Here is a 23,256-nt window from a genome sequence, read left to right on the forward strand (position 1 = left end):
GCCGATGAGCGCGCAGACCCAGGAGGACAAGCTCCTCCGGATGGCGAACCAGATCGCCACGTTCTTCCGGTCCTACCCGGAGGACGAAGCGGTAGCCGGGGTGCACAAGCACATCACGGCGTTCTGGACGCCTAAAATGGTCTCGAAGCTGGAGGCCGCCCTGCCGGAGATGGGCGACCGGGCCGACAGCCTGGTTCAGCAGGCGCTCCGCGGTGCCGAGCCCCAGGCCGAGAGCCCGGTGCGCCCGGCGACCCGCGATCCGCAGAAGCTTGGTGAGGGCGCCAGCGACGCTGGCTGATCCGCACTCCGCGCGGCCGAGCCGGGGATTAGATCCCGGGTTCGGCCGTGGCGTGTGCTGGCAACCGGTATCTATAACCGCTAAGCTTCCCAAACGACGCGACTCGGCGAAAGAAGTCGCGCCCGGAGGAAGTCTCGATGCGTTCAGAACTGGCGGGCGCGGTCGCGCCCGGGGGCGATCACGGCTGGCTGTCCCGTGAGCGCATCATCGCCAAACCGGGCTTCAACCGCTGGCTGGTCCCGCCCGCGGCCCTGGCGATCCATCTCTGCATCGGCATGTCCTACGGCCTGTCGGTGTTCTGGCTGCCGCTGAGCCGGGCACTGTCCGTCGGCCAGCCCGCGCCCGCCGCCTGCCCCGACATGGGCGTGATGACGGCTCTGTTCACCACCACCTGCGACTGGCGCGTGAGCGACCTCGTCATCGTCTTCTCCATCGGGATCGTGATGCTCGGCCTCTCGGCCGCCGTGTTCGGCGGCTGGCTGGAGCGGGCCGGGCCGCGCAAGGCCGGCATCGCGGCCGCCCTGTGCTGGGGTGGCGGCTTCCTGATCGGCGCACTCGGCGTCTACCTTCACCAACTCTGGCTGGTCTGGCTCGGCATGGGGCTGATCGGCGGCATCGGGCTGGGGCTCGGCTACATCTCCCCGGTCTCGACGCTGATCAAGTGGTTCCCCGACCGGCGCGGCATGGCCACCGGCATGGCGATCATGGGCTTCGGCGGCGGCGCCATGATCGGCTCGCCCCTGGCCGACGGGCTGATCAAGACCTTCCGGAGCGCCGACTCGGTCGGCGTCTGGCAGACGCTCGCGGTCATGGGGGTCGGCTATAGCGTGTTCATGCTGGGCGGCGCCTTCGGCTACCGGGTCCCGCCGGCGGGCTGGAAGCTGGACGGGTGGACGCCGCCGGCGTCCAAGAATGCCATGATCGCCTCGGGCCACGTCCACCTGCGGGACGCGCACAAGACCGTCCAGTTCTGGATGATCTGGCTGGTGCTCTGCCTCAACGTCTCGGCCGGGATCGGCGTGCTGGCGCTGGCCTCGCCGATGCTCCAAGAGATCTTCGGAGGCGCCCTGATCGGGCTGCCCGGTACCGGTTTCGCCGCCCTCGATCCGGGCCAGAAGGCACAGATTGCCGCGATCGCGGCCGGCTTCGTCGGCCTGCTGTCACTGTTCAACATCCTGGGCCGGTTCTTCTGGGCCTCGATGTCGGACCGGATCGGCCGCAAGGTGACCTACGCCATCTTCTTCGCACTCGGCGGCGTTCTCTACGCCGCCGCGCCCTGGGCTGCCGGGATCGGCTCGCAGGCGCTGTTCGTCGCCTTCTTCTGCGTGATCCTGTCGATGTATGGCGGCGGCTTCGCGACGATCCCCGCCTACCTCGCGGATGTGTTCGGGACGCAGTTCGTGGGCGCGATCCATGGGCGCTTGCTCACCGCCTGGTCGACCGCCGGCATCGTCGGGCCGTTCGTGGTCACCAAGATCCGCGAGGCCCAGGCCGCCGCCGGGGTACAGGGTGCGGATCTCTACGGGCGGACCATGTACGTGCTGGCCGCGTTCCTGGCCGCCGGGTTCGTCTGCAACCTGCTGATCCGGCCGCTTGCGGGGCGCTGGTTCATGTCGGATGCCGAGCGCGCCACCCTCGACGCCAGGGCCGGTGCCGCTGCCGTCCGGTCCTCAGGCTCGTTCGGCATCGGCCGCGGCGGGTTCGGCGCCGGGGCCGCCCTGGCCTGGGCGGTGGTCGGCATCCCGATCCTCTGGGGCATCGGCATCACCGTGTCGAAGGCGTTCATCCTGTTCCGCTGAGCGGACGCGCCCCGCCGGTTGTGGCAGGACCGGCGGCCCATTAGGTTTCGGCATCCCATCCTGCGGGGCCCGCACCGCTCGGAATGCCTCCGTGATCGACAAGCTCGACTTCCTGCTCGCGCTCGCCCGCGAACAGCATTTCGGCCATGCGGCCGAGACCTGCGGGGTGACGCAGCAGACCCTCTCGGCGGGCGTGAAGCAGCTGGAGAATCGCTTCGGCGTGCAGCTCGTGTTGCGGGGCTCGCGCTTCCAGGGTTTTACCCCCGAGGGTGAGCGAGTCCTCGAATGGGCGCGCCGCATCGTGGCCGATGCCAGGGCGATGCACGAGGAGGTCACGGGCCTGCGCCGCGGCCTGACCGGGCATCTGCGCATCGCGGCGATCCCCACGGCCCTGCCGATGATCGTGAGCCTGACCACCCCGTATGGCGAGCGCCACCCCGACGTGCGGCTGACGGTCGAATCCGCCGCCTCGGCCGACATCTTCTCGCTGATCGAGAACCTGGAGGCCGATGCCGGGCTGACGTATCTCGACAACGAGCCGCTGGGCCGGGTCGTCTCGGTGCCGCTCTACCGGGAGCGCTACCGCCTGGTGATGGCCGATGGCGGGCCGTTCGACGGCCGCAGCAGCGTCACCTGGGCGGAGACCGGCCGCCTGCCGCTCTGCCTGCTGACCCCGAACATGCAGAACCGGCGGATCATCGACCAGCAGATCCGCGAATCGGGCGCGGACCCCGTGGCGACCCTCGAATCGAACTCGATGATCGTGCTGATGACCCATGTGCGCAGCCTGCGCTGGGCCTCGATCATGCCGGAGATCCTGGTCGACGCCCTCGGGCCGATGTCTGGGGTGCGGGCGATCCCGATCACCGCGCCGGATCTGGAGCACACGATCGGCCTCGTGGCGCCGCGGCGGGAACCCTCGACCCCGATGGTGACGGCGCTCGTCGCCATCGCCCGGACCCTGGCTCGGACGCTCGATCCCGAGTTGTCCGGATCCGTGCCAGGCGCGTGAGGCGCGCTCAGACCGCAGCGAACACGCCCCGCCAGAGGACGCGAACGGCGCGGTACGGGACAAGCGGCACCTAAAGGACGATGGGGGCCGCAAGAACCGCCAGGACGAGGGCGGTCGGCAGCAGCATTCTCGTCATCGTGCGCGCGCTCCCATGACCGGACCGGCCAATGCGAAGGGATGCGAATCTCTGAACGCCGCCGGGCAGCGCCCGCATCGCGGCGACACGAAGCGGCGGCGTTGGGCTGAGGCCGACCACCGGAGGACGGAAGAAGCCGCGCATAGAAAAAAAGCCGCCCCGTCCCCGGAGCGGCTCGTCGGATCGGCCGCGGCCTGAGGGGAGCCCCAAGCCTTGCTCGATCGTGCCTTACTTGATCTTGGTTTCCTTGAAGTCGACGTGCTTGCGCGCCACCGGATCGTACTTGCGCATCGTCAGCTTCTCGGTCTGCGTGCGGGAGTTCTTCTTGGTGACGTAGAAGTAGCCGGTGTCGGCGGTGGAGATGAGCTTGATCTTGACGGTGACGGCCTTGGCCATGGCGCGGCGCTCCTGCAGGGTGCGGCATTCCGCGTGAGCGAAACGCAAATGGCCGGGAGAGCCCGGCCGAATACGGCCGGGTCAATGCCCGATCGCACCCCCCAGGTCAAGACCGGGAGGCGGATCGCTCCATCGTGGCAAGGCTCACCGAGAAGGCCAGGAACAGGGCCAGCAGGGCCCAAGCGAAGCCGTGCGGCGGCACGAGGTCGAGGCCGCCGCCGATCAGGGGCGGCCCCAGCATCAAGCCGACATTGTACAGAACCACGAACGCCGCGTTGGCGCCCGCAAGATCGCTGGCAGGCACCCGGTCGCCCAACGTGGTCAGGCCCACCGTGTAGAGGGTGCCGGCGATGCCGCCCCACAGGAACAGGATGAGGCCGAGCGCCACCGGTGATCCGGAGGCCAGCGGGATCAGGGCCGAGCCCGCGGCCCCGCCGAGGCTCGCCCCGAGCAGCACGGCGCGCCGGTCGAAGCGGTCGGCGAGCCAGCCGAACGGGATCTGGAACAGCATGTTGCCCAGCGCGATCAGGCTCACGAGGCCGGCCGCGCCTTTCGCGTCGTAGCCGAGCCGCAGCCCGTAGAGCGGCAGGATTGCGAAGATCCCGGTCTCGACCGCCCCGTAGGCGAGGGCTGCGAGCAGCGCGCCGGGGGCGAGGCGGAGATAGGCGAGGATGCTGCGGCCGGATCCGTGCGCGATGGTCGGCGACAACCCGCGGGCGAGGACGATCGGCAGGCCGCCGGCCAGCATCAGGGCGGCCCCCGTCAGGTAGGGCGGCAAGCCTTCGGTGCCGACCAGCGCCAGCAGGACCGGGCCGACCGCGAAGCCCGCCGCCAGCACGGTCGCGTAGATGCCCATGACGAGGCCGCGGCGCTCCGGCGGGGCAGCGGCGTTGATCCAGTACTCGGAGAGGACGAACAGCGCGCCCAGCGTCGCCGAGAACACGAAGCGCAGCGGAAACCAGAGGGCGATGCCGGGAACCATCGGGAACGCCGCGAGGCTCACCGCCCCCACGATCAGCGCCAGGCACAGGAGCCGCGCCACGCCGATCCGCGACGCGAGCCGCGGCACGAACGGCACCGTGCAGATGCTGGCCACGCCGGCGATCGCGGTGTTAAGCCCGATCAAGGTGCTCGACGCGCCGCGCCGCTCCAGCTCGATCGATAGGAGCGGAATCGACAGGCTCAGCCCGATCCCGACCACCGTGACACAGGCGATGGCGGCGGTGATCGCCGCCACGGTGTCCGGCCCGATCCCGCTTGGCGCGGCGATCCGGTCCGGCCTTTCCGAAACATTCACAGAGCGACTCGTTCCCGGCGCCCGTAGCGCTCGTAATGGAAGGGGATCATCCGGTAGGGCGCGAAATCGACGGCGATCTGCGCCTCGAGATCGTCGAGGATTGCTCGGGTGATGAACGGCAGGTCGAGCTTGCGCGCCGCGTCCAGGCAGACCCAGGCGAGTTCGGTGAACTCGGAATCCGCGCTCACCCGGCCCGGCTCCTCGGCCGCGACCATGCGGCGGTCTACGGCGAAGAAGCGCGTGTCGAACCGGCGCACGCGCTTGGGCGGGGTGATCGCTCGAGCCACGAGGTGGAGCGCCTCGAGATCCGGCAGGATGCCGTGCCGGGCGAAGGGCTCCCAGCCCTCCGGCGCGGTATCGGGGGCGCCGTGTTCGGTCGTCCCCAGCAGCAGGCCGGTCTCCTCGTAGGTCTCGCGGATGGCGGCGAGCGCCAATGCCCGGCCGAGATGGTGCGGTGGCCGGGAAACCTGGCGGGTCAGCGCAGCCTCGGCATAGTCGGGCAGGGCGCCGGCCACCGGCATGTGGCGGTCGCCGAGCTCGATCCGTCCGCCCGGGAACACGAACTGCCCCGGCATGAAGGCGAGCCGCGGGTTGCGCCGGCCCATCAGGACCTTCGGCCCGCCCTTGCCGCGCCGGTCGAGCACGATCAGGGTCGCAGCGTCCCGCGGGCGCAGGCGCGCCGGCGACGGCTTCGGCTCAGGGCTGGTCGGGATCTCGGATTCCTGCTGCGGCTCCGGCTGCGGCAAGGCGCGTCTCCTTCAACCCCGAAACGGGGCGGCCCCGCGGTAACGTGGCAAAGCCGTGCATGCCAAGGGCGTATTGCAACCCGACGACGGCCCCCTTGACCGGCTGGAGCAGGACGAGGGCGAACAGGAGCGTGAAGACCGGCCAGACGCCCATCTCGACCCAGAGGGGGACGTCGTAGGCGCTCTCGGTCTCCAGGATCAGGTAGCCGACCACGTGGGCGACGATGAAGATCACCACGTAGGGGGGCAGGTCGTCGGCCCTGTGATGGTGCAGCTCCAGGCCGCAGACGTCGCATTCCGGGCGCACCTTGAGGAAGCGCCCGAAGATCCGGCCCTGGCCGCAATGCGGGCAGCGGCCGATGAAGCCGCGCGCCATCGCGGGGATCAGGCGGGTGCGCACGGGAATCGCGTCGGTGGCCATGTCCAGGGTCTACACCGGCCGGGTCACCGGCGCGAGCCGCGGTGGCGCGTACCGGAGTTGCGGATGCCGGGCGGACGCCCCGACGGCGCCGCCTTGAACGGGCGGCCGCCGGGCTTCCGGCCGCCGCCATCCTTGCCGGCACCGGCGCGGGGCTTGCCCTCGCTGAGCAGCTCGAAGCGCAGCGCGCCGGCCACGGGCGCGGCCTCCACCAGCCGGACCTCGACCCGGTCGCCCAATCGGAACGTCTCGCCGCTGCGCTCGCCCACCAGGGCGTGGCGCGCCTCCTCGTGGCGGAAATAATCGGCGCCGAGCTGCGAGATCGGCACGAACCCGTCCGCCCCGGTCTCGTCGAGCTTGATGAACAGGCCCGACCGGGTGACGCCCGCGATCTGACCCGCGAAGGTCGCGCCGATCCGGTCGACGAGATGGTGGGCGATCAGCCGGTCGATGGTCTCGCGCTCGGCCGCCATGGCGCGGCGCTCGGCCGCCGAGATCTGCTCGCCGATCTGCGCCAGCTCGCCCAGGGCCACCTCCGGCGACAGGCCATCGGAGCCGAGGCGGCAGGCGGTGATCAGCGCCCGGTGGACGATCAGGTCGGCGTAGCGGCGGATCGGCGAGGTGAAATGCGCGTAGCGGCGCAGGTTCAGCCCGAAATGGCCGAGATTCTCGGCCGCATAGACAGCCTGGGCCTGGGAGCGCAGCACCACCTCGTTGATGAAGGTCGCGTGCTCGCTGCCCGCCACCGAGCCGAGGATGCGGTTGAACAAGGCGGGGCGCAGCGCGCCTTCCTTGGGCAGCTTGATCCCGACCGAGGCCAGCACCTCGCCCAGAGCCTGCATCTTCTCCTGCGCCGGCTCGTCGTGCACCCGGTAGATCAGCACCTGCTTGGCCGCCTCCAGGGTCTCGGCCGCGGCGACGTTGGCCTGGATCATGAATTCTTCGATGAGCCGGTGCGCGTCCAGGCGCTCCGGCACGATCACCCGGTCGACCGCGCCTTCGGGCGACAGCAGCACCTTGCGCTCGGGCAGATCGAGGGCGAGCGGGCCGCGGCGGTCGCGCGCCGCGCGCAGGGCGGCGTAGGCCGTCCAGAGCGGCCGCAGGACCGTTTCCAGCAGCGACTCGGTGGCGGCATCCGGCTGGCCGTCGATGGCGGCCTGCGCCTGCGCGTAGGCGAGCTTGGCGCGCGAGCGCATCATCACCCGGTGGAACGTGTGGCGGCGCTTCTCGCCGTCGGCGGCGATCACCATCCGCACCGCGATGGCCGGGCGGTCCTCGCCCTCGCGCAGGGAGCAGAGGTCGTTCGAGATCCGCTCCGGCAGCATCGGCACGACGCGGTCGGGGAAATAGACCGAGTTGCCGCGCTCCAAAGCCTCGCGGTCCAGGCTGGAGCCGGGGCGGACGTAAGCCGCGACATCAGCAATGGCGACGGTGACGATGAAGCCACCGGGATTGGCCGGGTCGGAATCGGACTCGGCCATCACGGCGTCATCGTGGTCCTTGGCGTCCGGCGGGTCGATGGTCAGCAGCGGGCGGTCGCGCCAATCCTCGCGGCCTTTCAGCGCGGCGGGCGCGGCGGCATCGGCCTCGGCCAGGGTCGCGTCGGAGAAGACGTGCGGGATGTTGTGCAGGTGGAGCGCGATCAGGCTCACGGCCTTCTCGGAGCCGAGCGAGCCGAGCCGCTCCCGGACCCGGCCCCGCGGCAGGCCGAAGCGCGTCTCACGCTCCAGCGACACGCTGACGAGGTCGCCGTCCCGGGCCTGGCCTTCCTCGCCGGGCGGGATCAGGATCTCGCGCCCCTGCGAGCGCTTCTCCACGGGCACGATCCGGCCGCCCTGCGCGCCAGCCCGGTATACGCCGATGATCTCGGCCTTGTTCTTTCCGATGACCTTGATGACCCGGCCGGTATAGCCGCCCTCGGCGTCGCGCTCGACCCGGACCAGGGCGCGGTCGCCGATCCCGGCGGCCGGCCGGTTGCCCTTGCGCGGCCCGCGCGGCTGGGTAAGCACGATGGACGGCGGCTTGCCGGTGCCGGCCCACTCCACCGGGATCGCCAGGAAGTCGCCGTGCCGGTCGCGCGAGCGGATATCGGTCAGCACTACCGGTGGCAGGCGACCCGCGGCTGCCAAGCCGCCGCGCCCGCGATCGAGGGCGCCGTCCTCCTCGATCTCCTTGAGGATCCGCTTCAGGTCGATCTTGGCCGCACCCTTGATGCCGAATGCCTTGGCGATCTCCCGCTTGCCGACGGGTTCGGTCGCCTCCGCCACGAAGGCGAGGATCTGCTCGCGGGTGGGGAAGGGCGGGGGAGCGGCGGGCTCGGCCGCCTCTGCGCTGATGCGTGGTGCCAAAAGGTGGTGCCGGACAGTTCTCGGAAAGCGATGCGCCCGCGATGGGGCGCCGGACCGCTGATTCGGTCTAGTCACCCAAAGATGGGGTTCCGGCCGGTCCGCGGCAACGGCGGCCGTCGCGTCCTCAACAGGCGCGTTCAGCCCGTGGAGGCGGACTTGCGGATGCGCTCGACCGCGTGATCCACATCGAAGCCCGGGGCGAGGATGTCGTCCAGGCTGAACGGGCAGGCGCGCGGCAGGGTCAGGTTCACCTGGCCCTCCTCGGCCGCCAGCTCCGGCGTCTCCGCCTGCTGGATCGCCAGCATCCAGGCGCCGTCCATGCGCAGGCTCCCGGCCTCCGGCGGGTCTGCCCTTAGCCCGGCGAGTTTCTCCCGCCCGACCTCGCGGCAGGCGAGGCTATTGCCGTCGTCGGAGATGAGGGCGGCCTTGATCAGCTCGGCCAGGGCATCCCGGACCCGTTCGACGCTCGCGTTCATGTGCATCCGCTCCGTAACGTCGCTCCCTGTGGCAAACAGGGTGCCAGCCCCCATCGGGTCGGCGTGACATAAGCGCCGATCTTCCTTCGCGATCCGCCGGGTGTAGAACGCCTGCATGATCCCGGTCCTGACCCGCCAAACCGAGGCCGTGCCGCTCTATGAGGCGGTTGTCGCCGAACTGCGCCTGCGCGGCTTCGAGGGCGACCTCACCGTGTCGGCTGCCGACCGCACGGTCTTTGCCACCGACAACTCGATCTATCAGGTCGAGCCGGGGGCCGTGGCCTTCCCGCGCTCGCGTGACGACCTCGTGCGGATCGCCAAGCTGCTCGACGACCCACGCTTCACCGAGATCGTGATCCGCCCCCGGGGCGGTGCCACCGGCACCAACGGCCAGTCGCTCGGCCACGGCCTCGTGGTCGACACCTCGCGGCACATGAACCGCATTCTGGAGATCGACGTCGCGCGCCGCACCGTCCGGGTCGAGCCCGGGGTGGTGAAGGACCAACTCAACCGGGCGCTCGCCGCGCACGGCCTGTTCTTCGCCCCCGAGCTCTCGACCTCGAACCGCGCCACCATCGGCGGCATGATCTCCACCGACGCCTGCGGGCAGGGCTCCTGCCTCTACGGCAAGACCCGCGACCACGTCCTGGCCCTGATCTGCGTGCTCGCCGACGGCACGGTCTGGGACGCCGAGCCGCTGGACGAGGCCGGGCTCGCGGCCGCCAAGGCGCGCAACGATCGCGTCGGCGAAATCCACCGCACCGTCGATACGGTCGTCACCGAGAACGCGGCGCTGATCGCCGAGCGCTTTCCCAAGCTCAACCGCTGCCTCACCGGCTACGACCTCGCACACCTGCGCGACGCGTCAGGGCGCTTCGACCTCAAAAGCGTGATCTGCGGCTCCGAGGGCACGCTGGCGCTGATCGCCGAGGCGCGGCTCAACGTGCTGCCGATCCCGAAGGCCTCGGTGCTGGTGGCGCTCTCCTACGTCGATTTCGACGCGGCCTTGCGGGACGCCCAGGCGCTGCTGCCCTTCGGCGCGGCCTCCGTGGAGACCATCGACTCCACCGTGCTGGGGCTTGCCCGCCAGGATCCGATCTGGGCCGAGGTGCAGGCCTTCTTCCCGGACGATCCCGGAGGCCGTCCGGTCCACGGCATCAACCTCGTGGAGTTCGTCGGCGACGATGCGCAGGCCGTGGATGCCGCCCTGGCGCGGCTCACCGCGACGCTGGCGGACGCGCGCGGCACCGACACCAAACGCCTCGGCTTCACCATCGCCCGCGGCGACGCCATCGAAAAACTCTGGACGATGCGCAAGAAGGCGGTCGGCCTGCTCGGCGCCGCCAAGGGCGACGCGCGCCCGATCCCGTTCGTCGAGGATACCGCGGTGCCGCCGGAGCAGTTGGCCGACTTCATCGCCGAGTTCCGGGCGCTGCTCGACGCCAAGGGGCTGCGCTACGGCATGTTCGGCCATGTCGATGCCGGCGTGCTGCATGTCCGTCCGGCGATCGACCTGAAGGACCCGAACCAGAACGCGCTGATCCGCGAGGTGACCGAGGGCGTGGTCGCGCTCACCGCCAAGTATGGCGGCCTGCTCTGGGGCGAGCACGGCAAGGGATTCCGGTCCGAGTTCGTGCCCGCGACCTTCGGGCCGCTGATGCCGGCGCTGGAGGCGATCAAGCGCGCCTTCGACCCGGGCGACCGGATGAACCCGGGCAAGATCGCCTCGGCCCGGGGCGGCGCGCTCACGCGGATCGACGGCGTGCCCCGCCGGGGCGAGCAGGACCGCACGATCCCGCCGCCGGTCCGGCAGGATTTCGACGAAGCTCTGCACTGCAACGGCAACGGCGCCTGCTTCACCTACGACCCGGACGACGCGATGTGCCCGTCCTGGAAGGCGACCCGGGAGCGCCGGCATTCGCCCAAGGGCCGCGCGTCGCTGATGCGCGAGTGGCTGCGCCTGGCCGCGCAGGCGGGGATCGACCCCGCCGCCGAGCTGAAGCGCCAGCGCGCCGGCTGGCTGCCCGATCTTTTTGCGACTTTGCGGAGCGCTGTCCGGCGCGCGCCCGACGACGGCGACTTCTCGCACGCCGTGAAGGAGGCGATGGACGGCTGCCTCGCCTGCAAATCCTGCACGGGCTCCTGCCCGATCAAGGTCGATGTGCCGACCTTCCGGGCGAAGTTCCTGGCGCTCTACCATGCCCGCTACGCCCGGCCCTTGAAGGACCATCTGGTGGCGGCGCTCGAGCCGCTGCTCCCGCTCGCGGCCCGGATGCCGCGCATGAGCAACGCGGCTCTGGCCAACCCGCTCGCCCGGATGCTGCTGGCCAAGGCCGGCCTGGTCGGGATCCCGGCCCTGTCGCCCGTGGATCTGAGGACGCGGCTCGCGGCGCTCGGCGTCGCCACCGCGACCCCGGAGGCCTTGGCCCGGCTCGCCCCGGCCGAGCGGGCGCGTGCCGTCCTGCTGGTACAGGATGCCTTCACCAGCCATTTCGAGGCGGGCCTGGTGGTGGATGCCTGCGCGCTCCTGATCGCGCTGGGCTTCCAGCCCTGGCTCGTGCCCTATCGGCCGAACGGCAAGCCGCTGCATGTCCACGGCTTCCTGGCCCGGTTCGCCGCGGTGGCGCGCACCAACGCCGCGATGCTGCGGGCGCTCGCCCGCTCGGGCGTGCCGCTCGTCGGCCTCGACCCTTCGATGACGCTGACCTACCGGTCCGAATACGCCCAGGCGTTCGGCAACGACGACCTGCCCAAGGTCCAGATCCTGCAGGAATGGCTCGCCACGCAGCTCGACCGGATCGCGCCCCGCCAGGGCAGCGCAACCCTGCGGCTGCTGCCCCATTGCACCGAGCGCACTAACGCCCCCGGCGCGGTGCGCGACTGGCAGGCGGTCTTCACCCATCTCGGGCTGCGGCTCGACGTGCCGGCGACGGGCTGCTGCGGCATGGCCGGGACCTACGGCCACGAGATGCGCAACCGCGCCACCTCCGAGGCGATCTACGGCTTGAGCTGGGCCCGCCACGTGGCCGACGCCCCCGCCGGCACCCTGCTGGCGGACGGCTATTCCTGCCGGTCCCAGGCCAAGCTCGTCGACGGCGTCCGGCTGCGCCACCCGGTCCAGGCCCTGCTCGACCATGTCCGCACGAGCGCGGTGGGCGCCGCGCCGTTCCATCCCGAGCGCGCCGTGGCTTCGGCCCGATGAAGGTCGCGGTTCTCGGGGCCGGCGCCGTCGGCTGCTATTACGGCTTCCTGCTGGCCCGAGCCGGCCATGCGGTGACGCTGATCGGCCGACCGACCCTGGTCGAGGCGGTCCGGTCCGATGGCCTGGTGCTGGAGAGTGCTGCCGGGCGCGACACCGTCGCCGTCCAGGCGACCGCGTCGGGCGACGGCGTCGCCGGAGCCGATCTGGTGCTGGTCTGCGTCAAGTCGGGCGACACGGAAGCGGCGGGCGCGACGATCGCCCCGCATCTCAGCTCCTCGGCCACGACCCTCAGCCTCCAGAACGGCGTCGACAATGCCGAGCGCCTCGCCGCTGTGCTGGGGCGGCCCGTGGTGCCGGTGGCGGTCTATGTCGCCACCGAGATGGTCGGGGCGGGCCACGTCCGCCACAACGGCCGGGGCGACCTGATCCTTGGCGCCTCGGGAACGAGCCCGACGATTGCCGCCGCGTTCGATGCGGCCGGGATTCCGACCACTGTGTCAGCGCGCGCCCTGGACGCGCTCTGGGGCAAGCTGATCCTCAACTGCGCCTACAACGCCCTCTCGGCCCTGACCCAGCTGCCCTACGGCCGCCTGATCCAGGGCGAGGGCGTGGTCGCGGCAATGACCGACGTGGTGCAGGAATGCGTCGCGGTGGCGAACGCTGCGGGCGTATCGGTGCCCGACGACATCCTCGACACGGTGCTCGCCCTCAGCACCAGCATGGCCGACCAGCGCTCCTCCACGGCCCAGGACCTCGCCCGGGGCCGGCCCAGCGAGATCGACCACCTCAACGGTTACGTCGTGCGGAGAGGCGCGGCGCTGGGCGTGCCGACGCCGGCGAACCGGATGCTGCATACGCTGGTCAAGCTGGTCGAGGGGCGGGATCGGGCGAGAGGTGCGGGGGTATGGGGCGGATGATGGAGTCAGTTATTGAACTATCTCTGACGTTCGATCGGGCGCTCTATATTCTATTGAGGCGCGGACGCGGGAGCTTTCGCAGTCTCGATATGCCGAGCAAGAAAGTCGCGCGTTAGCCGCGCGACCTCATCCGTCGCCTCGTCCAGCGCGAAGTGTCCGGCGTCCAGGATATGTAACTCCGCCGTCTGCATGTCGCGTCGATAGGCTTCCGCCCCGGGCACGAGGAAGGACGGGTCGTAGCGGCCCCACAGCACAAGGGTCGGCAACGGATGACCACGCATCCATGCCTGCCAGACCGGGTAAGACGCCACGTTCGTGCGGTAGTCGTAGAGAAGGGCAGCCTGGATGACCCGCTCACCCGGCCGGGACAGGATGGCATATTCGTCCGCCCAGGTGTCCGGGTTGTACCGTTCGGGGTTCGGGCTGGTGCCGAGATGGCGCTGCTTGGCTCCTTCAAGGGATGTGAAGGCGTCGACCTGCTCAGGGTGAGTTGCGGGGTCGGCCCAGAACTTGGCGATGCCCTGCCACTTCGGCCCGAGCCCCTCCGCGTAGGCGTTGGCGTTCTGGACGATCAACGCACGCACCCGTTCGGGGTGGGCGAGCGCGATGCGGAACCCGACCGGGCCGCCGTAATCCTGCATGAAGAGCGTGTATCGTTCGATGCCAAGATGCGCGATCAAGCCCTCGATTGTCGCGGCAATGTTGTCGAAGGTATAAGAGTACTGTTCGGGCGATGGCGCATCGCTGTGGCCGAAGCCTGGATAGTCTGGCGCGATCAGGTGGTAGCGGTCGGCGAGCAGCGGCAGTAGCGGATCCCATTGCCGCGACGACGATGGATAGCCATGCAGCAGGAGGATCGTGGGTGCGTCACGCGGACCAGCCTCGCGATAGAAGACACCCACGCCGTTGATTTCGGCCCTGTGGTAGCTCGTCGTGGCCGAGACGGAGGGAAGCGGCTGAGGCGAACCATGTGCAAATGCCAGCGCGGCGGCGGCGAGAACGGTCTGTGTCGGCATGGCCCAGTTCCTTCGCGCGTGAGAAACGACGTTTCGCCTCGACGATCAGTGGTCGAAGCTCCGCAAGGGCTGCTTTCCACCCCACTTCCAGAAGTAAGAATGACTGGGGCCAGTCCGATCCCACGTTGTCCGATCACGCGCTCGCGGCATTCGCCGTGCGCGTCGCCGCAGACTTCTTGGCCGAGGCCGAGCGCTGTTCCGGCGTCCGGCTCGCAGAAGCCTCGCCGCCCTTGTGGGCCGCTGGGTGTCCCGTGGCCTTGCCGCGACCGGAGCCGGCCGGCTTCTTGCCGCCGCCGTCATCCTTGTTGACGGTCGCCCAGGCGCGGGCCTCGGCCTCTTGCTCCGGAACGCCGCGGGCCTCGTAGGACTCGGCGATGTGCTGGGCCTTGCGTTTCTGCTTGCCGGTGTATTTCGCCTTGTCGCCCTGCGCCATGGCGCCGTTCCTCACGCTCAGCCTACGCCGGTCGGCCCGTCGAGGATCGCCCGCACGCGGCGAACCAGCTCCGTGCGCCGGTAAGGCTTGTTGAGCAGATCAAACTCCGAACCGCCGATATCGGTTCGCTCCAGGCTCGCCTCCGCGTAGCCCGTGGCGAGCAGAACCTTGAGCTTGGGCTGGCGGCGGCGCGCCTCCCGGGCGAGCAACACGCCGTTCATGCCCCCCGGCATGATCAGATCGGTGAACAGCAGGTCGATGCGCTCGCTGGAATCGAGGATTTCCAGGGCCTCGCGGGCATTGCCGGCCATCAGCGTCGTGTAGCCGAAATCCCGCAGGATGGTGCGGGCGAGCTCGGCCACGTCCTCGCGGTCGTCGACGATCAGGATGGTCTCGGTGCCTCGCCGGTCCACCGCCCGGTGCGAGACCTTGGACGGGGCGTGCGCGTCGCTATCGGTGGCCGGGAAGGACAGGCGCACCGTCGTGCCGGCGCCGACCGCCGATTCGATCTGGGCGGCGCCGCCCGACTGCTTGGCGAAGCCGTAGACCATCGACAGGCCGAGCCCGGTGCCCTTGCCCTCTTCCTTGGTGGTGAAGAACGGGTCCATCACCCGGGCGAGCACCGCGGGCGGGATGCCGGTGCCGGTATCCCGGATGGCGATGCTGACGTAGCGGCCGGGGCGGAGCGGGCCGATCTCGCCGCCCGAGACGATCTCGGTGTTCTCGGTGGCGATCCGCACGGTGCCGCCCTCCGGCATCGCGTCGCGGGCGTTGATCAGCACGTTGAGGATCGCGACCTCGGCCTGGGTCGGATCGACCCGGCAGTTCCAGAGGTCCCGGGCGAGATCCAGCTCGATCGTCACCACCTCGCCCACCGAGCGGGCGACCATCTCGCGCATCCCCTCGATCAGCGTGTTGAGGTTGACGGCGCGCCCGTCGAGCCGCTGCTTGCGGGCAAAGGCCAGGAGCTGCTGCGTCAGCGTCGTCGCACGCTCGGCCGCCTGCCGGATATTGTCGGTGGCACGTCCGAGCCGGGCGCGGTCGGCATCCGGCTTCTCCAGGCCGGAGGCCAGGATGTCGACGTAGCCGACGATCACCTGCAGCAGGTTGTTGAAGTCGTGCGCGATGCCGCCGGTGAGCTGGCCGAGCGCTTCCATCTTCTGCGCCTGGCCCAGGGCCTCCTCGACGTCGCGGCGGCGCGAGACGTCGAGCTGCGAGCCGAAGAAATACACCAGTTCGCCCGCCGCATTGTACACCGGCGAAACGAACAAGGCGTTCCAGAAGGTCGACCCGTTCTTGCGATAGTTCAGGATCTCGGTGGCGAATTCGCGCCGGTCCGCGATCGCCGAGCGGACTTGATCGACGGTCTCGCGATCGGTCTCCGGGCCCTGCAGGAACCGGCAATTGCGCCCCACGAGTTCCTCCGGCGTGTAGCCGGTCATCGCCAGGAAGGCGCGGTTTGCGAAGATGATCGGGTTATCCGGCTGGCGCGGATCGGTGACGATCATCGGCATCCGGGTGGTTTCCACCGCGGCAAAGAAGATGTCGCTCTTGCGGTCGGCGACATCACTGGCCGCGCCGTCCCTGACCACGGCGGCCGGTCCGATGGGGGGTTTTTCGGGAGAGTCGGACATGCCGCGCGGTCTTGATGCTTTCGGACTTGAATGGAGCGGGGACCGGCCCGAGACCGATATCCCGTTGCGACATTAGGGGGGCGATCGCGGTTGTCGATGGCACCAAGGTCGCGCTCAGCGCGCGCCCCCGTGAAGGTGGCCTGCTATGCCGCCGCCGTCCGGGCCTCATTGGGCAGGGCCTTCATGGGCGCCGGAGCGACCCGCGGCGGCGCCGGGTTTCGGCAGGCGGTGAGCACTGCCGAGAGCGCCTCGTTCAGCGACGTGACCAGGAAATCCGCCGAGGTCGCCCGGCGCAGGCGGTCCAGGGTCGCCGGGTCGCGCTCGCGCCAGAAGCCGACCAGGATGCGCACGCCCGGCACCGCGGCGCGGGCCTGCCGCACGGTGAAGCGGATCTGCGACAGGCTGACCGGCTCGAGGTAGGAGAAGCAGATCAGCGCGAGGCCCTCCGGGTTCTCGGGCCGCTCGCCGGCCCGGATCGCGGCCATCGACAGGGTCTGCGAGGCGAGCCCGTGCCGGGCCAGGATCTGGCTCAGCATCAGGGTCGCCGCCTCGTCGAACGGGCCGCGGCTCGACACGCACAGCACCGGCGTCTCGCTCCGCCAAGCCGGGGCGAGTTCCTCGCGGGCCAGCACGATGCCGGCGACCTGCCGGTCCGGTCCCACGGCCGCGAGCGCCGCCGCGGTCTCGGTATCCGGGGAGGAGCGCGTCGATCCCCGCCAGGTCCGCCGGGCCACCGGAGCGGTCCCGAGCCGCGCCACCACGGTGCGGATCGCGGCGCCGACCTCGTCCTGGCGGGCACGGTCCAGGGTGCCGCGCGAGAGATCCTCCTGCGCGAGCAACAGGCCTGCGAGGGCGACTTCGTCGTAATAGGTGACGAGCGCCCGCTCCTTGAGGAACTGCCAGCCCTGGTCGATCGCCTCGGCCGGGTCGCCCGCCAGCATGCGCTGGTAGAAGATCTCGGGCGGCGCCAGGGCCGGCCGGTCGCCAAGCAGCACGTCGAGATACCAGAGCCGCTCCACGTGCCGGCCGAGCACGACCAGGCAGACGGTGAGCGGGGTGGCGAGCACCAGGCCGATCGGCCCCCACAGGAAGGTCCAGATCGTGGCCGCCAGGATCACGGCGATCGGCGACAGGCCCGTGGAGTGCCCGTAAAGCAGCGGCTCGATCACGTGGCCGCAGATCGGCTCCACCACCAGGAACAGGGCTGCCGTCGCGATTACCATGGTCCAGCCGGGATCGACCGCGGCGGCGAGGATCAGCGGCAGCAGCGCGCTGATCGCGGCGCCGATATAGGGGACGAAGCGCAGGATCGCCGCGAGCACGCCGAACAGCGTCGGGCTCGGAACGCCGATGAGCCATAGGCCCACGCCGATCACCACACCGAAGGCGATGTTGAGGGCGAGCTGAGCCAGGAAGAACCGGCTGAGCCGGCTGGTGGCGTCGTCGATCGCCGCCGTGACCCGGCGCAGATCCCCGGATCCGCCCGCCAGCCGGATCGCCCGGTTCCGCAGGTCCTCTCGCTGGAGCAGGATGAAGATCGTGAAGATCAGGATCAGGCCGGTGGTGGCCAGCGGGTGCAGGATCGGCCCCGCGAAGGTCTGGAACGTCTCGACGACGCTCGCCCGGGCGGGGCTGATCTCCACCGTGAGCGGATGCGTGCGGGTTCCCGGCTGGCCCTTGACCTCGATGGCGGCGGGCGGCTGCAGCGTGGCGCTGAGATCCTGGACCATGTCGACCATCCGGGACAGGGTCCCGGTCCCGGCAGTGGCGCCGCGGAGGTCCTTGATCTTGGTGCTCATCACCTGGGTGTAGCGCGGCAGGTCGGCGGCGAGCTGCGACGCCTCGCTGGCGATCAGGCTGCCGATCCCGAACAGGCCGCCGAAGACGATCACCACCACCAGGAGGACCGCCGCCGCCCGCGGCACGCGGATCCGACGCAGGATCCGGACCGCCGGCACCAGGACGAAGCTCAGAAGGATCGCCAGCGTGACCGGCACCAGGATTTCGCGCCCGAGATACAGCGCCGCCATGATCGACACGACGAGGAGGGTGGAGGCCAGCGCGACGATGACCGGCAGGCCCTGCTTGAGGCGCTGGGCGGTGACGGGATCCTCGCTCACGGGTACGCTCCACTAACGTGTCGAACTCGGGGGACGCTGCCGCACCGCGACGGCGGTGCGGTTCGGGAAGCCTGCCGTGTCGGCAGGCGTCAGCCCGCCTGCGCGGTCTCGCCCAGGGCGGCGCTGATCTGGCTGAGCAGCTTGGAGAAATCGACCGGCTTGGGATGGTAGTCGTCGCAGCCCGCCTGGATCGCCTTGTCCCGATCGCCGGACATGGCATGGGCGGTGAGCGCGATGATCGGGATCGCCCGCGTATCGGATCCGGATTTCAGCGCCCGCGCCGCGGACCAGCCGTCCAGCACCGGCAGGTTCATGTCGAGCAGGATCACGTCGGGCTGGCCCGAACGGGCCTGCTGGACGCCGGCCTCGCCGTCATGCGCCAAAATCACCTCGTAGCCCCGGCGCTTGAGGCGGCGGGACAGGAAGTCCCAGATCTCTTCATGGTCCTCGACCAACAGTATCTTCGCCATCAGAACTCGAATCCCCGGGTCGCGCTGAGCCGGTAGGCACCCCAACGCGCGGCAACGCACAATCGCCCAACGTCCCTGCCGCGATTCCGGTCCCTGCGGAAGAGAGCGACGCGTACAGAACGGCGCCGGTTGGAACAGGCGGTACCTATTCGGCCGGCGGGGTGCGCGGCCCAATTGACCCGGTTCCCCGGTCGGACGAAGCGTAAGCCGCGCAAATCACATCATTTGAGAGGGTGCGGCATGACGAATACGCCGGAGATAGCGTTCTACCATGCGCCGAATACCCGGTCGTCGGGCGTACGCGTGCTCCTGGAGGAACTCGGCGCCCCGCATCGCCTGCACGTGCTCAACATGCGGGCCGGCGAGCATCTCGGAGACGCTTATCGCGCGATCAACCCGATGGCGAAGGTGCCGGCGATCCGCCATGGCGAGGCGCTCGTCACCGAGCAGGCGGCGGTCTACCTGTATCTCGCCGACATGTTCCCGGAGGCCAGCCTCGCGCCCGCCCTCACCGACCCCGCCCGGGGGACGTATCTGCGCTGGATGGTGTTCTACGGCTCCTGCTTCGAGCCTGCAGTGATCGACCGCCATCTCAAGCGCGAGCCCGGGCCGCGGGCCATGTCGGCCTATGCCGACTACGACAGCGTGATCGCGCGCATCACCGAGGCGCTGAGTCCGGGGCCGTACCTGCTCGGCGACCGTTTCAGCGCCGCGGACATCCTGTGGGGCAGCGCGCTCGGCTGGACGATGGGCTTCGGCCTGGTTGCGCCCGACCCGGTCCTGTCGGCCTATGTCGAGCGCGTTCGTGCCCGGCCGGCCTTCCAGACCGTGGCCGCCGCAGAGGCACGTCTCGCCCGGGAGCACGAGGCTGCGGCAGGCGGCGCGTCCTGACTCACGATCGGACCCCCTCAGCCTCGGCCCAGATGCCCGTGCGCGCCAGTTGCGGCGCGGGCTCGGGGTCGCTCCAGCGCAGGGGAACAACCGCCCGGCGCCGCCAACCGCCCGTGATCGTAACGGACCAGGATCGTTGCGCGCCGAGGAGGCCCGCAGCGCCCGTCCAGTCGATTTCAGTGCGGCCCTGCAGGACCAGCAGGTCGCCGCTGGCGAAATCGAGGAACAGCACGGCCGCGCGCGGCTCGCCAATCAGATTGCCCAGTGTGTTGAAGTAGCGGTTGCCGGAGAAATCCGGCACCGTCAGCACGTCGCCGCGGCGGCGGACGAAGCCCGGGCGCCCGCCCCTGTGCGAGATGTCGGCGCCGCCTTCCCGGAGCCCGTCCCGCGACCGGGTGGCGACGAACAGCGTGTCGGCGGCGTCGATCAGCGCCTCGGCCTCCGTATCCAGGGCCGACAGGATCTCGGTCGAGCCCGGCCGGCGCGGCACCGGCTCGACCGCGCGCCGCTGAATGTATTGCGGGCAGTTACCGAAGCTTTGATCGACCGCCACGGCCAGGCCATCCCGATCGCGACGCACGATGCGGCCGTTGGCGCGGTTGCGCCGCCGCGTCGCCAGGTCGATGCCGAGAACCCCGGCCTCGGCGCCCGGCACGAGGGATCCAACCGCCGGGTCGGTGGGGTCGAGGGCCGCGGCGATGGCAAGATGCGTCGCGTCCGGGCTCTGCACGAAGCCGGGCGCGCCGGTCAGCAGGGTCGCGACCGGTGCGCCGGCCGCGTCCGCGGTCCCGATCAGAAGATAGGGCAGCCCCGCGAAGAAGAGGCGGTGCTGCTCCGGCATGAACGGCCGGATCGCCGGGGTGCCGCCGAGGACGTGGCCGGCATGGGCCTGCGCGATCAACTCGTCTGCGTGGAAATCGGCCATGGCGCACCTCACGCCTGTTCGGGGATGGGGGAGGCTGGCATCGGGATGAAGCCCGGCAGGGCCTGCACCCGGGCGATCCAGGCCTGCACGGCCGGGTAGGGGGCGAGCGAGACGCCGCCCTCGGGGGCATGGGCGACGTAGGTGTAGCAGGCGATGTCGGCCAGCGTCGCCCGCTCGGTCGCAAGGTAGCGGCGATCGGCCAGATGCCCATCCATAAAGGTGAGGATCCGGGCCGCGGTCGCGTGCACCGTCGCCCGGTCGGCGCGCGCGCCGAAGACCACCATCAGCCGGGCGAGGGCCGGCCCGGTCCGGACCTCGCCGGCGGCGATCGAAAGCCAGCGCTGAACCTCGGCGGCGGCGATGGGATCGGCCGGCATCCATCCGCTCTCCGGCGCGTAGAACGCGGCGAGGTAGACGAGGATCGCATTGCTGTCGGCGATCACGGCCGTGCCGTCGGTCAGGACCGGGATCTGGCCGAGCGGGTTGAGGTGCCGGAAGTTGGCGGCGGCGCGCTGCTCCGTGCTGGCCACCTCGACGAAGCGGTAGGGCAGCCCCAGCAGCGACAGGAACAGTTCCGCGCGGTGCGAATGGCCCGAGAGGCGCAAGCCGTAGAGGGTCAGGTCGGGGTCGGACATGGTCGGGGTCTCCAGCGAGGCCCGAACATGGCTCTTGCACAGCGCGGGGATAATCCGGAATTCATGGCATTCAGAATTTCATAAGCTGAAATGATCCGTGGACCGGCTGGACGAACTCGCTCTCTTCGTCGCGATCATCGACGCCGGCAGCCTGGCCGGGGCCGCACGCCGGTCGCACCGCTCGGCCGCTGCCGCGACCCGGGCGCTGGCGAGCCTGGAGGCGCGGGCCGGCACCCGGTTGGTGGAGCGCACCACCCGACGCCTGGCGCCGACCCCGGCGGGGCTCGAACTGGCCGAGCGGGCGCGCGGCCTGCTCGCTGGCTACGAGGCCACCGTCTCGGGGGCGGCGGGCGATGCGGTGCGCGGGCTTGTGCGGATCACGGCCCCGGTTCTGTTCGGGCGCAAGCACGTCGCGCCGATCGTGTCGGGCTTTCTTGATGCCTACGCGGAGGCGCGTGTCGAACTGGTGCTTGCCGATCGCAACCTCGACCTCGTGGAGGAGGGCATCGACGTTGCAGTCCGGATCGGGCACCTCGCGGAATCCCGCTTGGTCGCGCGCCGGGTCGGACAGGTACGCCAAGTGGTCGTGGCGAGTCCGGTCTACCTCACGGCCCGGGGCACGCCCCGGACCCCCGCCGACTTGAGCGTCCACGACACCATCCTGGGCATGGTCCGCTCCAATGTCCGCGAATGGCGCTTCGGCGCGCACCGCGTCCGCCTCGCGCCGCGCCTGATCGTCAACGAGGTCGAGGCGGCGCTGATCGCGGCCCGGGCCGGGCGTGGCATCGCCCGGGTGCTGTCCTATCAGGCGGCCGAGGACATTGCGGCGGGCCGTCTCGTGCGCCTGCTTGCTCCGCATGAGCCGCCACCGGTGCCGGTGCAGATCGTCACCCCGAGCCAGGGGCTCCGGTCCGCCCGGGTGAACGCCTTCCTCGATTACGCCACCAACGCGTTACGCGCGTTGCCGGTCCTGCACGCCGCGCAGCCGGAGAAATGATCAATATTCCAGCGTTCGGTTCGGTCGGAGACCGGTCTTGGTTCCGCCATCCCGCATCAAAGCGGCCGGACTCTTGCTGAGCGGTGGGTGGAAGCCTGATCCGGCTTCCCGCCGCCCCTCGCGGTCGGCGCCTCGTTGCACGCCCCCGGAGCCCGCCAGCCCATGCGCCTGCTCACCCCGATCGTCGCCGTGCTGCTCGCTGTGCTCCCCCCTGCGGCTCGGGCCGAGCCGCAGACCGGCACCCTCAAGAAGATCCAGGACAACAACCGGCTCGTGCTCGGCGTGCGCGATACCGCGCCGCCGTTCAGCTACCTGGACCAGAACCAGAAGGTGGTCGGCTTCGCGGTCGATATCTGCCTGAAGATCGCCGATGCCGTGAAGCGTGAATTGAAGATGCCGGGGCTCGAGGTCGCGATGGAGTTCGTGAATTCCTCGTCCCGCATCCCGCTGATGACCAACGGCACGACCGATCTCGAATGCGGCACCACGACCAACAATGCGGAGCGCAAGAAGCAGGTCGCTTTCACAAACACCCACTTCCTCACGGCGACCCGGTTCGTCTCCCGCAAGGACCAGAAGATCGACAGCCTGGAGGACCTGCGCGGCAAGGCGGTGTCGTCGGTGGCCGGCTCGACCAACATCCTGATGCTGATCAAGGCCAACAACGAGCGCAAGCTCGGCATCACGGTGATCTCGGCAAAAGACGTGCCGGAAGGCTTTCTGCTGGTCGAGACCGGTCGGGCGGCGGCCTTCGTCATGGACGACGTGCAGCTCAGCGTCGTGGCAGCCCAGTCGAAGGACCCCGCCGCCTACGTGATCAGTCAGGAGACCCTGTCCAACCCGGAACCCTACGGGATCATGCTGCGCCGGGACGATCCGGCCTTCAAGGCGGTGGTCGATAAGGCCACCGCCGATCTCTATCGCAGTCCCGAGATCAGGACGATCTACGAGACCTGGTTCCTCAAGCCGGTGCCGCCGCGGGGGCTGACCTACAACATCCCCCTGTCCTCGGCGCTCCAGTGGGCGTTCGAGCATCCGAGCGACAATTCGGATCCGGCCTTCTACGCGCACTGATCCCGACGGGTTTCGC

The 23,256-nt window shown here is 70.1% G+C and carries 21 protein-coding genes; 8 read left to right on the top strand and 13 right to left on the bottom strand.

The features are described from left to right. Positions 1-4: 4 nt before the first annotated feature. The 3 genes from MKK65_RS15615 (at position 5) to MKK65_RS15625 (ending at position 3,109) form a co-directional block, all read left to right on the top strand. Positions 5-298, top strand: coding sequence for a formate dehydrogenase subunit delta (locus tag MKK65_RS15615; protein WP_058192067.1), 294 nt, complete (start codon positions 5-7; stop codon positions 296-298). Positions 299-435: 137 nt separating this feature from the next. Beyond that, positions 436-2,097: an OFA family MFS transporter gene (locus MKK65_RS15620; RefSeq protein WP_243958730.1), complete on the top strand. Its 1,662-nt coding sequence runs from the start codon at positions 436-438 to the stop codon at positions 2,095-2,097. Positions 2,098-2,188: 91 nt separating this feature from the next. Beyond that, positions 2,189-3,109, top strand: a complete 921-nt coding sequence (locus MKK65_RS15625) for a LysR family transcriptional regulator (RefSeq protein ID WP_243958732.1) — start codon at positions 2,189-2,191, stop codon at positions 3,107-3,109. Positions 3,110-3,473: 364 nt separating this feature from the next. On the opposite strand, the gene rpmG is transcribed toward MKK65_RS15625, so the two are convergent. From rpmG to MKK65_RS15655, 6 genes are all read right to left on the bottom strand, one after another. Next, on the bottom strand, positions 3,474-3,641 hold the full coding sequence (gene rpmG, locus MKK65_RS15630) for a 50S ribosomal protein L33 (protein WP_058192064.1): 168 nt from the start codon (positions 3,639-3,641) through the stop codon (positions 3,474-3,476). A 106-nt stretch (positions 3,642-3,747) separates the two neighbouring features. Continuing rightward, a complete protein-coding gene (locus MKK65_RS15635; RefSeq protein WP_243958734.1) occupies positions 3,748-4,938 on the bottom strand; it encodes an MFS transporter in 1,191 nt (396 codons plus the stop codon). After that, the gene (locus MKK65_RS15640; RefSeq protein WP_243958736.1) at positions 4,935-5,684 is read right to left on the bottom strand and encodes an NUDIX hydrolase; all 750 of its coding nucleotides are present in this window, start codon (positions 5,682-5,684) and stop codon (positions 4,935-4,937) included. Before MKK65_RS15640 ends, MKK65_RS15635 begins: the two co-directional genes overlap by 4 nt. Continuing rightward, complete coding sequence (locus tag MKK65_RS15645; RefSeq protein ID WP_058192063.1) at positions 5,635-6,105, bottom strand: DUF983 domain-containing protein; 471 nt, start codon at positions 6,103-6,105, stop codon at positions 5,635-5,637. The genes MKK65_RS15640 and MKK65_RS15645 overlap by 50 nt, the downstream gene beginning before the upstream one ends. 23 nt (positions 6,106-6,128) lie before the next feature. Beyond that, a complete protein-coding gene (gene rnr / locus MKK65_RS15650; RefSeq protein WP_243958738.1) occupies positions 6,129-8,450 on the bottom strand; it encodes a ribonuclease R in 2,322 nt (773 codons plus the stop codon). A 137-nt stretch (positions 8,451-8,587) separates the two neighbouring features. Beyond that, the gene (locus MKK65_RS15655; RefSeq protein WP_243958875.1) at positions 8,588-8,926 is read right to left on the bottom strand and encodes a hypothetical protein; all 339 of its coding nucleotides are present in this window, start codon (positions 8,924-8,926) and stop codon (positions 8,588-8,590) included. 115 nt (positions 8,927-9,041) lie between these two features. Between MKK65_RS15655 and MKK65_RS15660 the strand changes: the two genes are divergently transcribed. Together MKK65_RS15660 and MKK65_RS15665 are read left to right on the top strand one after the other, a co-directional pair. Continuing rightward, positions 9,042-12,128, top strand: a complete 3,087-nt coding sequence (locus tag MKK65_RS15660; protein WP_243958740.1) for an FAD-binding and (Fe-S)-binding domain-containing protein — start codon at positions 9,042-9,044, stop codon at positions 12,126-12,128. After that, positions 12,125-13,045 (top strand): ketopantoate reductase family protein, encoded by a 921-nt coding sequence (locus tag MKK65_RS15665; protein WP_243958742.1) that lies wholly within the window; start codon positions 12,125-12,127, stop codon positions 13,043-13,045. The genes MKK65_RS15660 and MKK65_RS15665 overlap by 4 nt, the downstream gene beginning before the upstream one ends. Positions 13,046-13,095: 50 nt before the next feature. Here MKK65_RS15665 and MKK65_RS15670 read toward each other — a convergent pair whose 3' ends face one another. The 5 genes from MKK65_RS15670 to MKK65_RS15690 form a co-directional block, all read right to left on the bottom strand. Beyond that, positions 13,096-14,061, bottom strand: coding sequence for an alpha/beta fold hydrolase (locus MKK65_RS15670; protein WP_243958744.1), 966 nt, complete (start codon positions 14,059-14,061; stop codon positions 13,096-13,098). A 133-nt stretch (positions 14,062-14,194) separates the two neighbouring features. Beyond that, positions 14,195-14,494: a plasmid stabilization protein gene (locus MKK65_RS15675; protein ID WP_243958746.1), complete on the bottom strand. Its 300-nt coding sequence runs from the start codon at positions 14,492-14,494 to the stop codon at positions 14,195-14,197. 17 nt (positions 14,495-14,511) lie between these two features. Continuing rightward, positions 14,512-16,128 carry a hybrid sensor histidine kinase/response regulator gene (locus tag MKK65_RS15680; protein WP_243958747.1) on the bottom strand — a complete coding sequence of 539 codons (1,617 nt, stop codon included), beginning with the start codon at positions 16,126-16,128 and terminating at the stop codon, positions 14,512-14,514. A gap of 143 nt (positions 16,129-16,271) precedes the next feature. After that, positions 16,272-18,248: an AI-2E family transporter gene (locus tag MKK65_RS15685; RefSeq protein ID WP_243958749.1), complete on the bottom strand. Its 1,977-nt coding sequence runs from the start codon at positions 18,246-18,248 to the stop codon at positions 16,272-16,274. An 89-nt stretch (positions 18,249-18,337) separates the two neighbouring features. Beyond that, positions 18,338-18,718, bottom strand: a complete 381-nt coding sequence (locus tag MKK65_RS15690) for a response regulator (RefSeq protein WP_058192055.1) — start codon at positions 18,716-18,718, stop codon at positions 18,338-18,340. A gap of 240 nt (positions 18,719-18,958) precedes the next feature. Between MKK65_RS15690 and MKK65_RS15695 the strand changes: the two genes are divergently transcribed. Beyond that, complete coding sequence (locus MKK65_RS15695; RefSeq protein ID WP_243958751.1) at positions 18,959-19,609, top strand: glutathione S-transferase family protein; 651 nt, start codon at positions 18,959-18,961, stop codon at positions 19,607-19,609. Between the two features lies 1 nt (position 19,610). Here MKK65_RS15695 and MKK65_RS15700 read toward each other — a convergent pair whose 3' ends face one another. Both MKK65_RS15700 and MKK65_RS15705 read right to left on the bottom strand, forming a co-directional pair. After that, the gene (locus MKK65_RS15700; RefSeq protein ID WP_243958753.1) at positions 19,611-20,534 is read right to left on the bottom strand and encodes a pyridoxamine 5'-phosphate oxidase family protein; all 924 of its coding nucleotides are present in this window, start codon (positions 20,532-20,534) and stop codon (positions 19,611-19,613) included. Positions 20,535-20,542: 8 nt separating this feature from the next. Continuing rightward, a complete protein-coding gene (locus tag MKK65_RS15705) occupies positions 20,543-21,169 on the bottom strand; it encodes a glutathione S-transferase family protein (RefSeq protein ID WP_243958754.1) in 627 nt (208 codons plus the stop codon). A 97-nt stretch (positions 21,170-21,266) separates the two neighbouring features. Between MKK65_RS15705 and MKK65_RS15715 the strand changes: the two genes are divergently transcribed. After that, the gene (locus tag MKK65_RS15715; protein ID WP_313902043.1) at positions 21,267-22,166 is read left to right on the top strand and encodes a LysR family transcriptional regulator; all 900 of its coding nucleotides are present in this window, start codon (positions 21,267-21,269) and stop codon (positions 22,164-22,166) included. 162 nt (positions 22,167-22,328) lie between these two features. Continuing rightward, a complete protein-coding gene (locus tag MKK65_RS15720; protein WP_243958756.1) occupies positions 22,329-23,240 on the top strand; it encodes an amino acid ABC transporter substrate-binding protein in 912 nt (303 codons plus the stop codon). Positions 23,241-23,256: the final 16 nt, after the last annotated feature.

Origin of the sequence: Methylobacterium sp. J-001, assembly GCF_022829565.1 — a bacterium.
GTDB lineage: Bacteria > Pseudomonadota > Alphaproteobacteria > Rhizobiales > Beijerinckiaceae > Methylobacterium.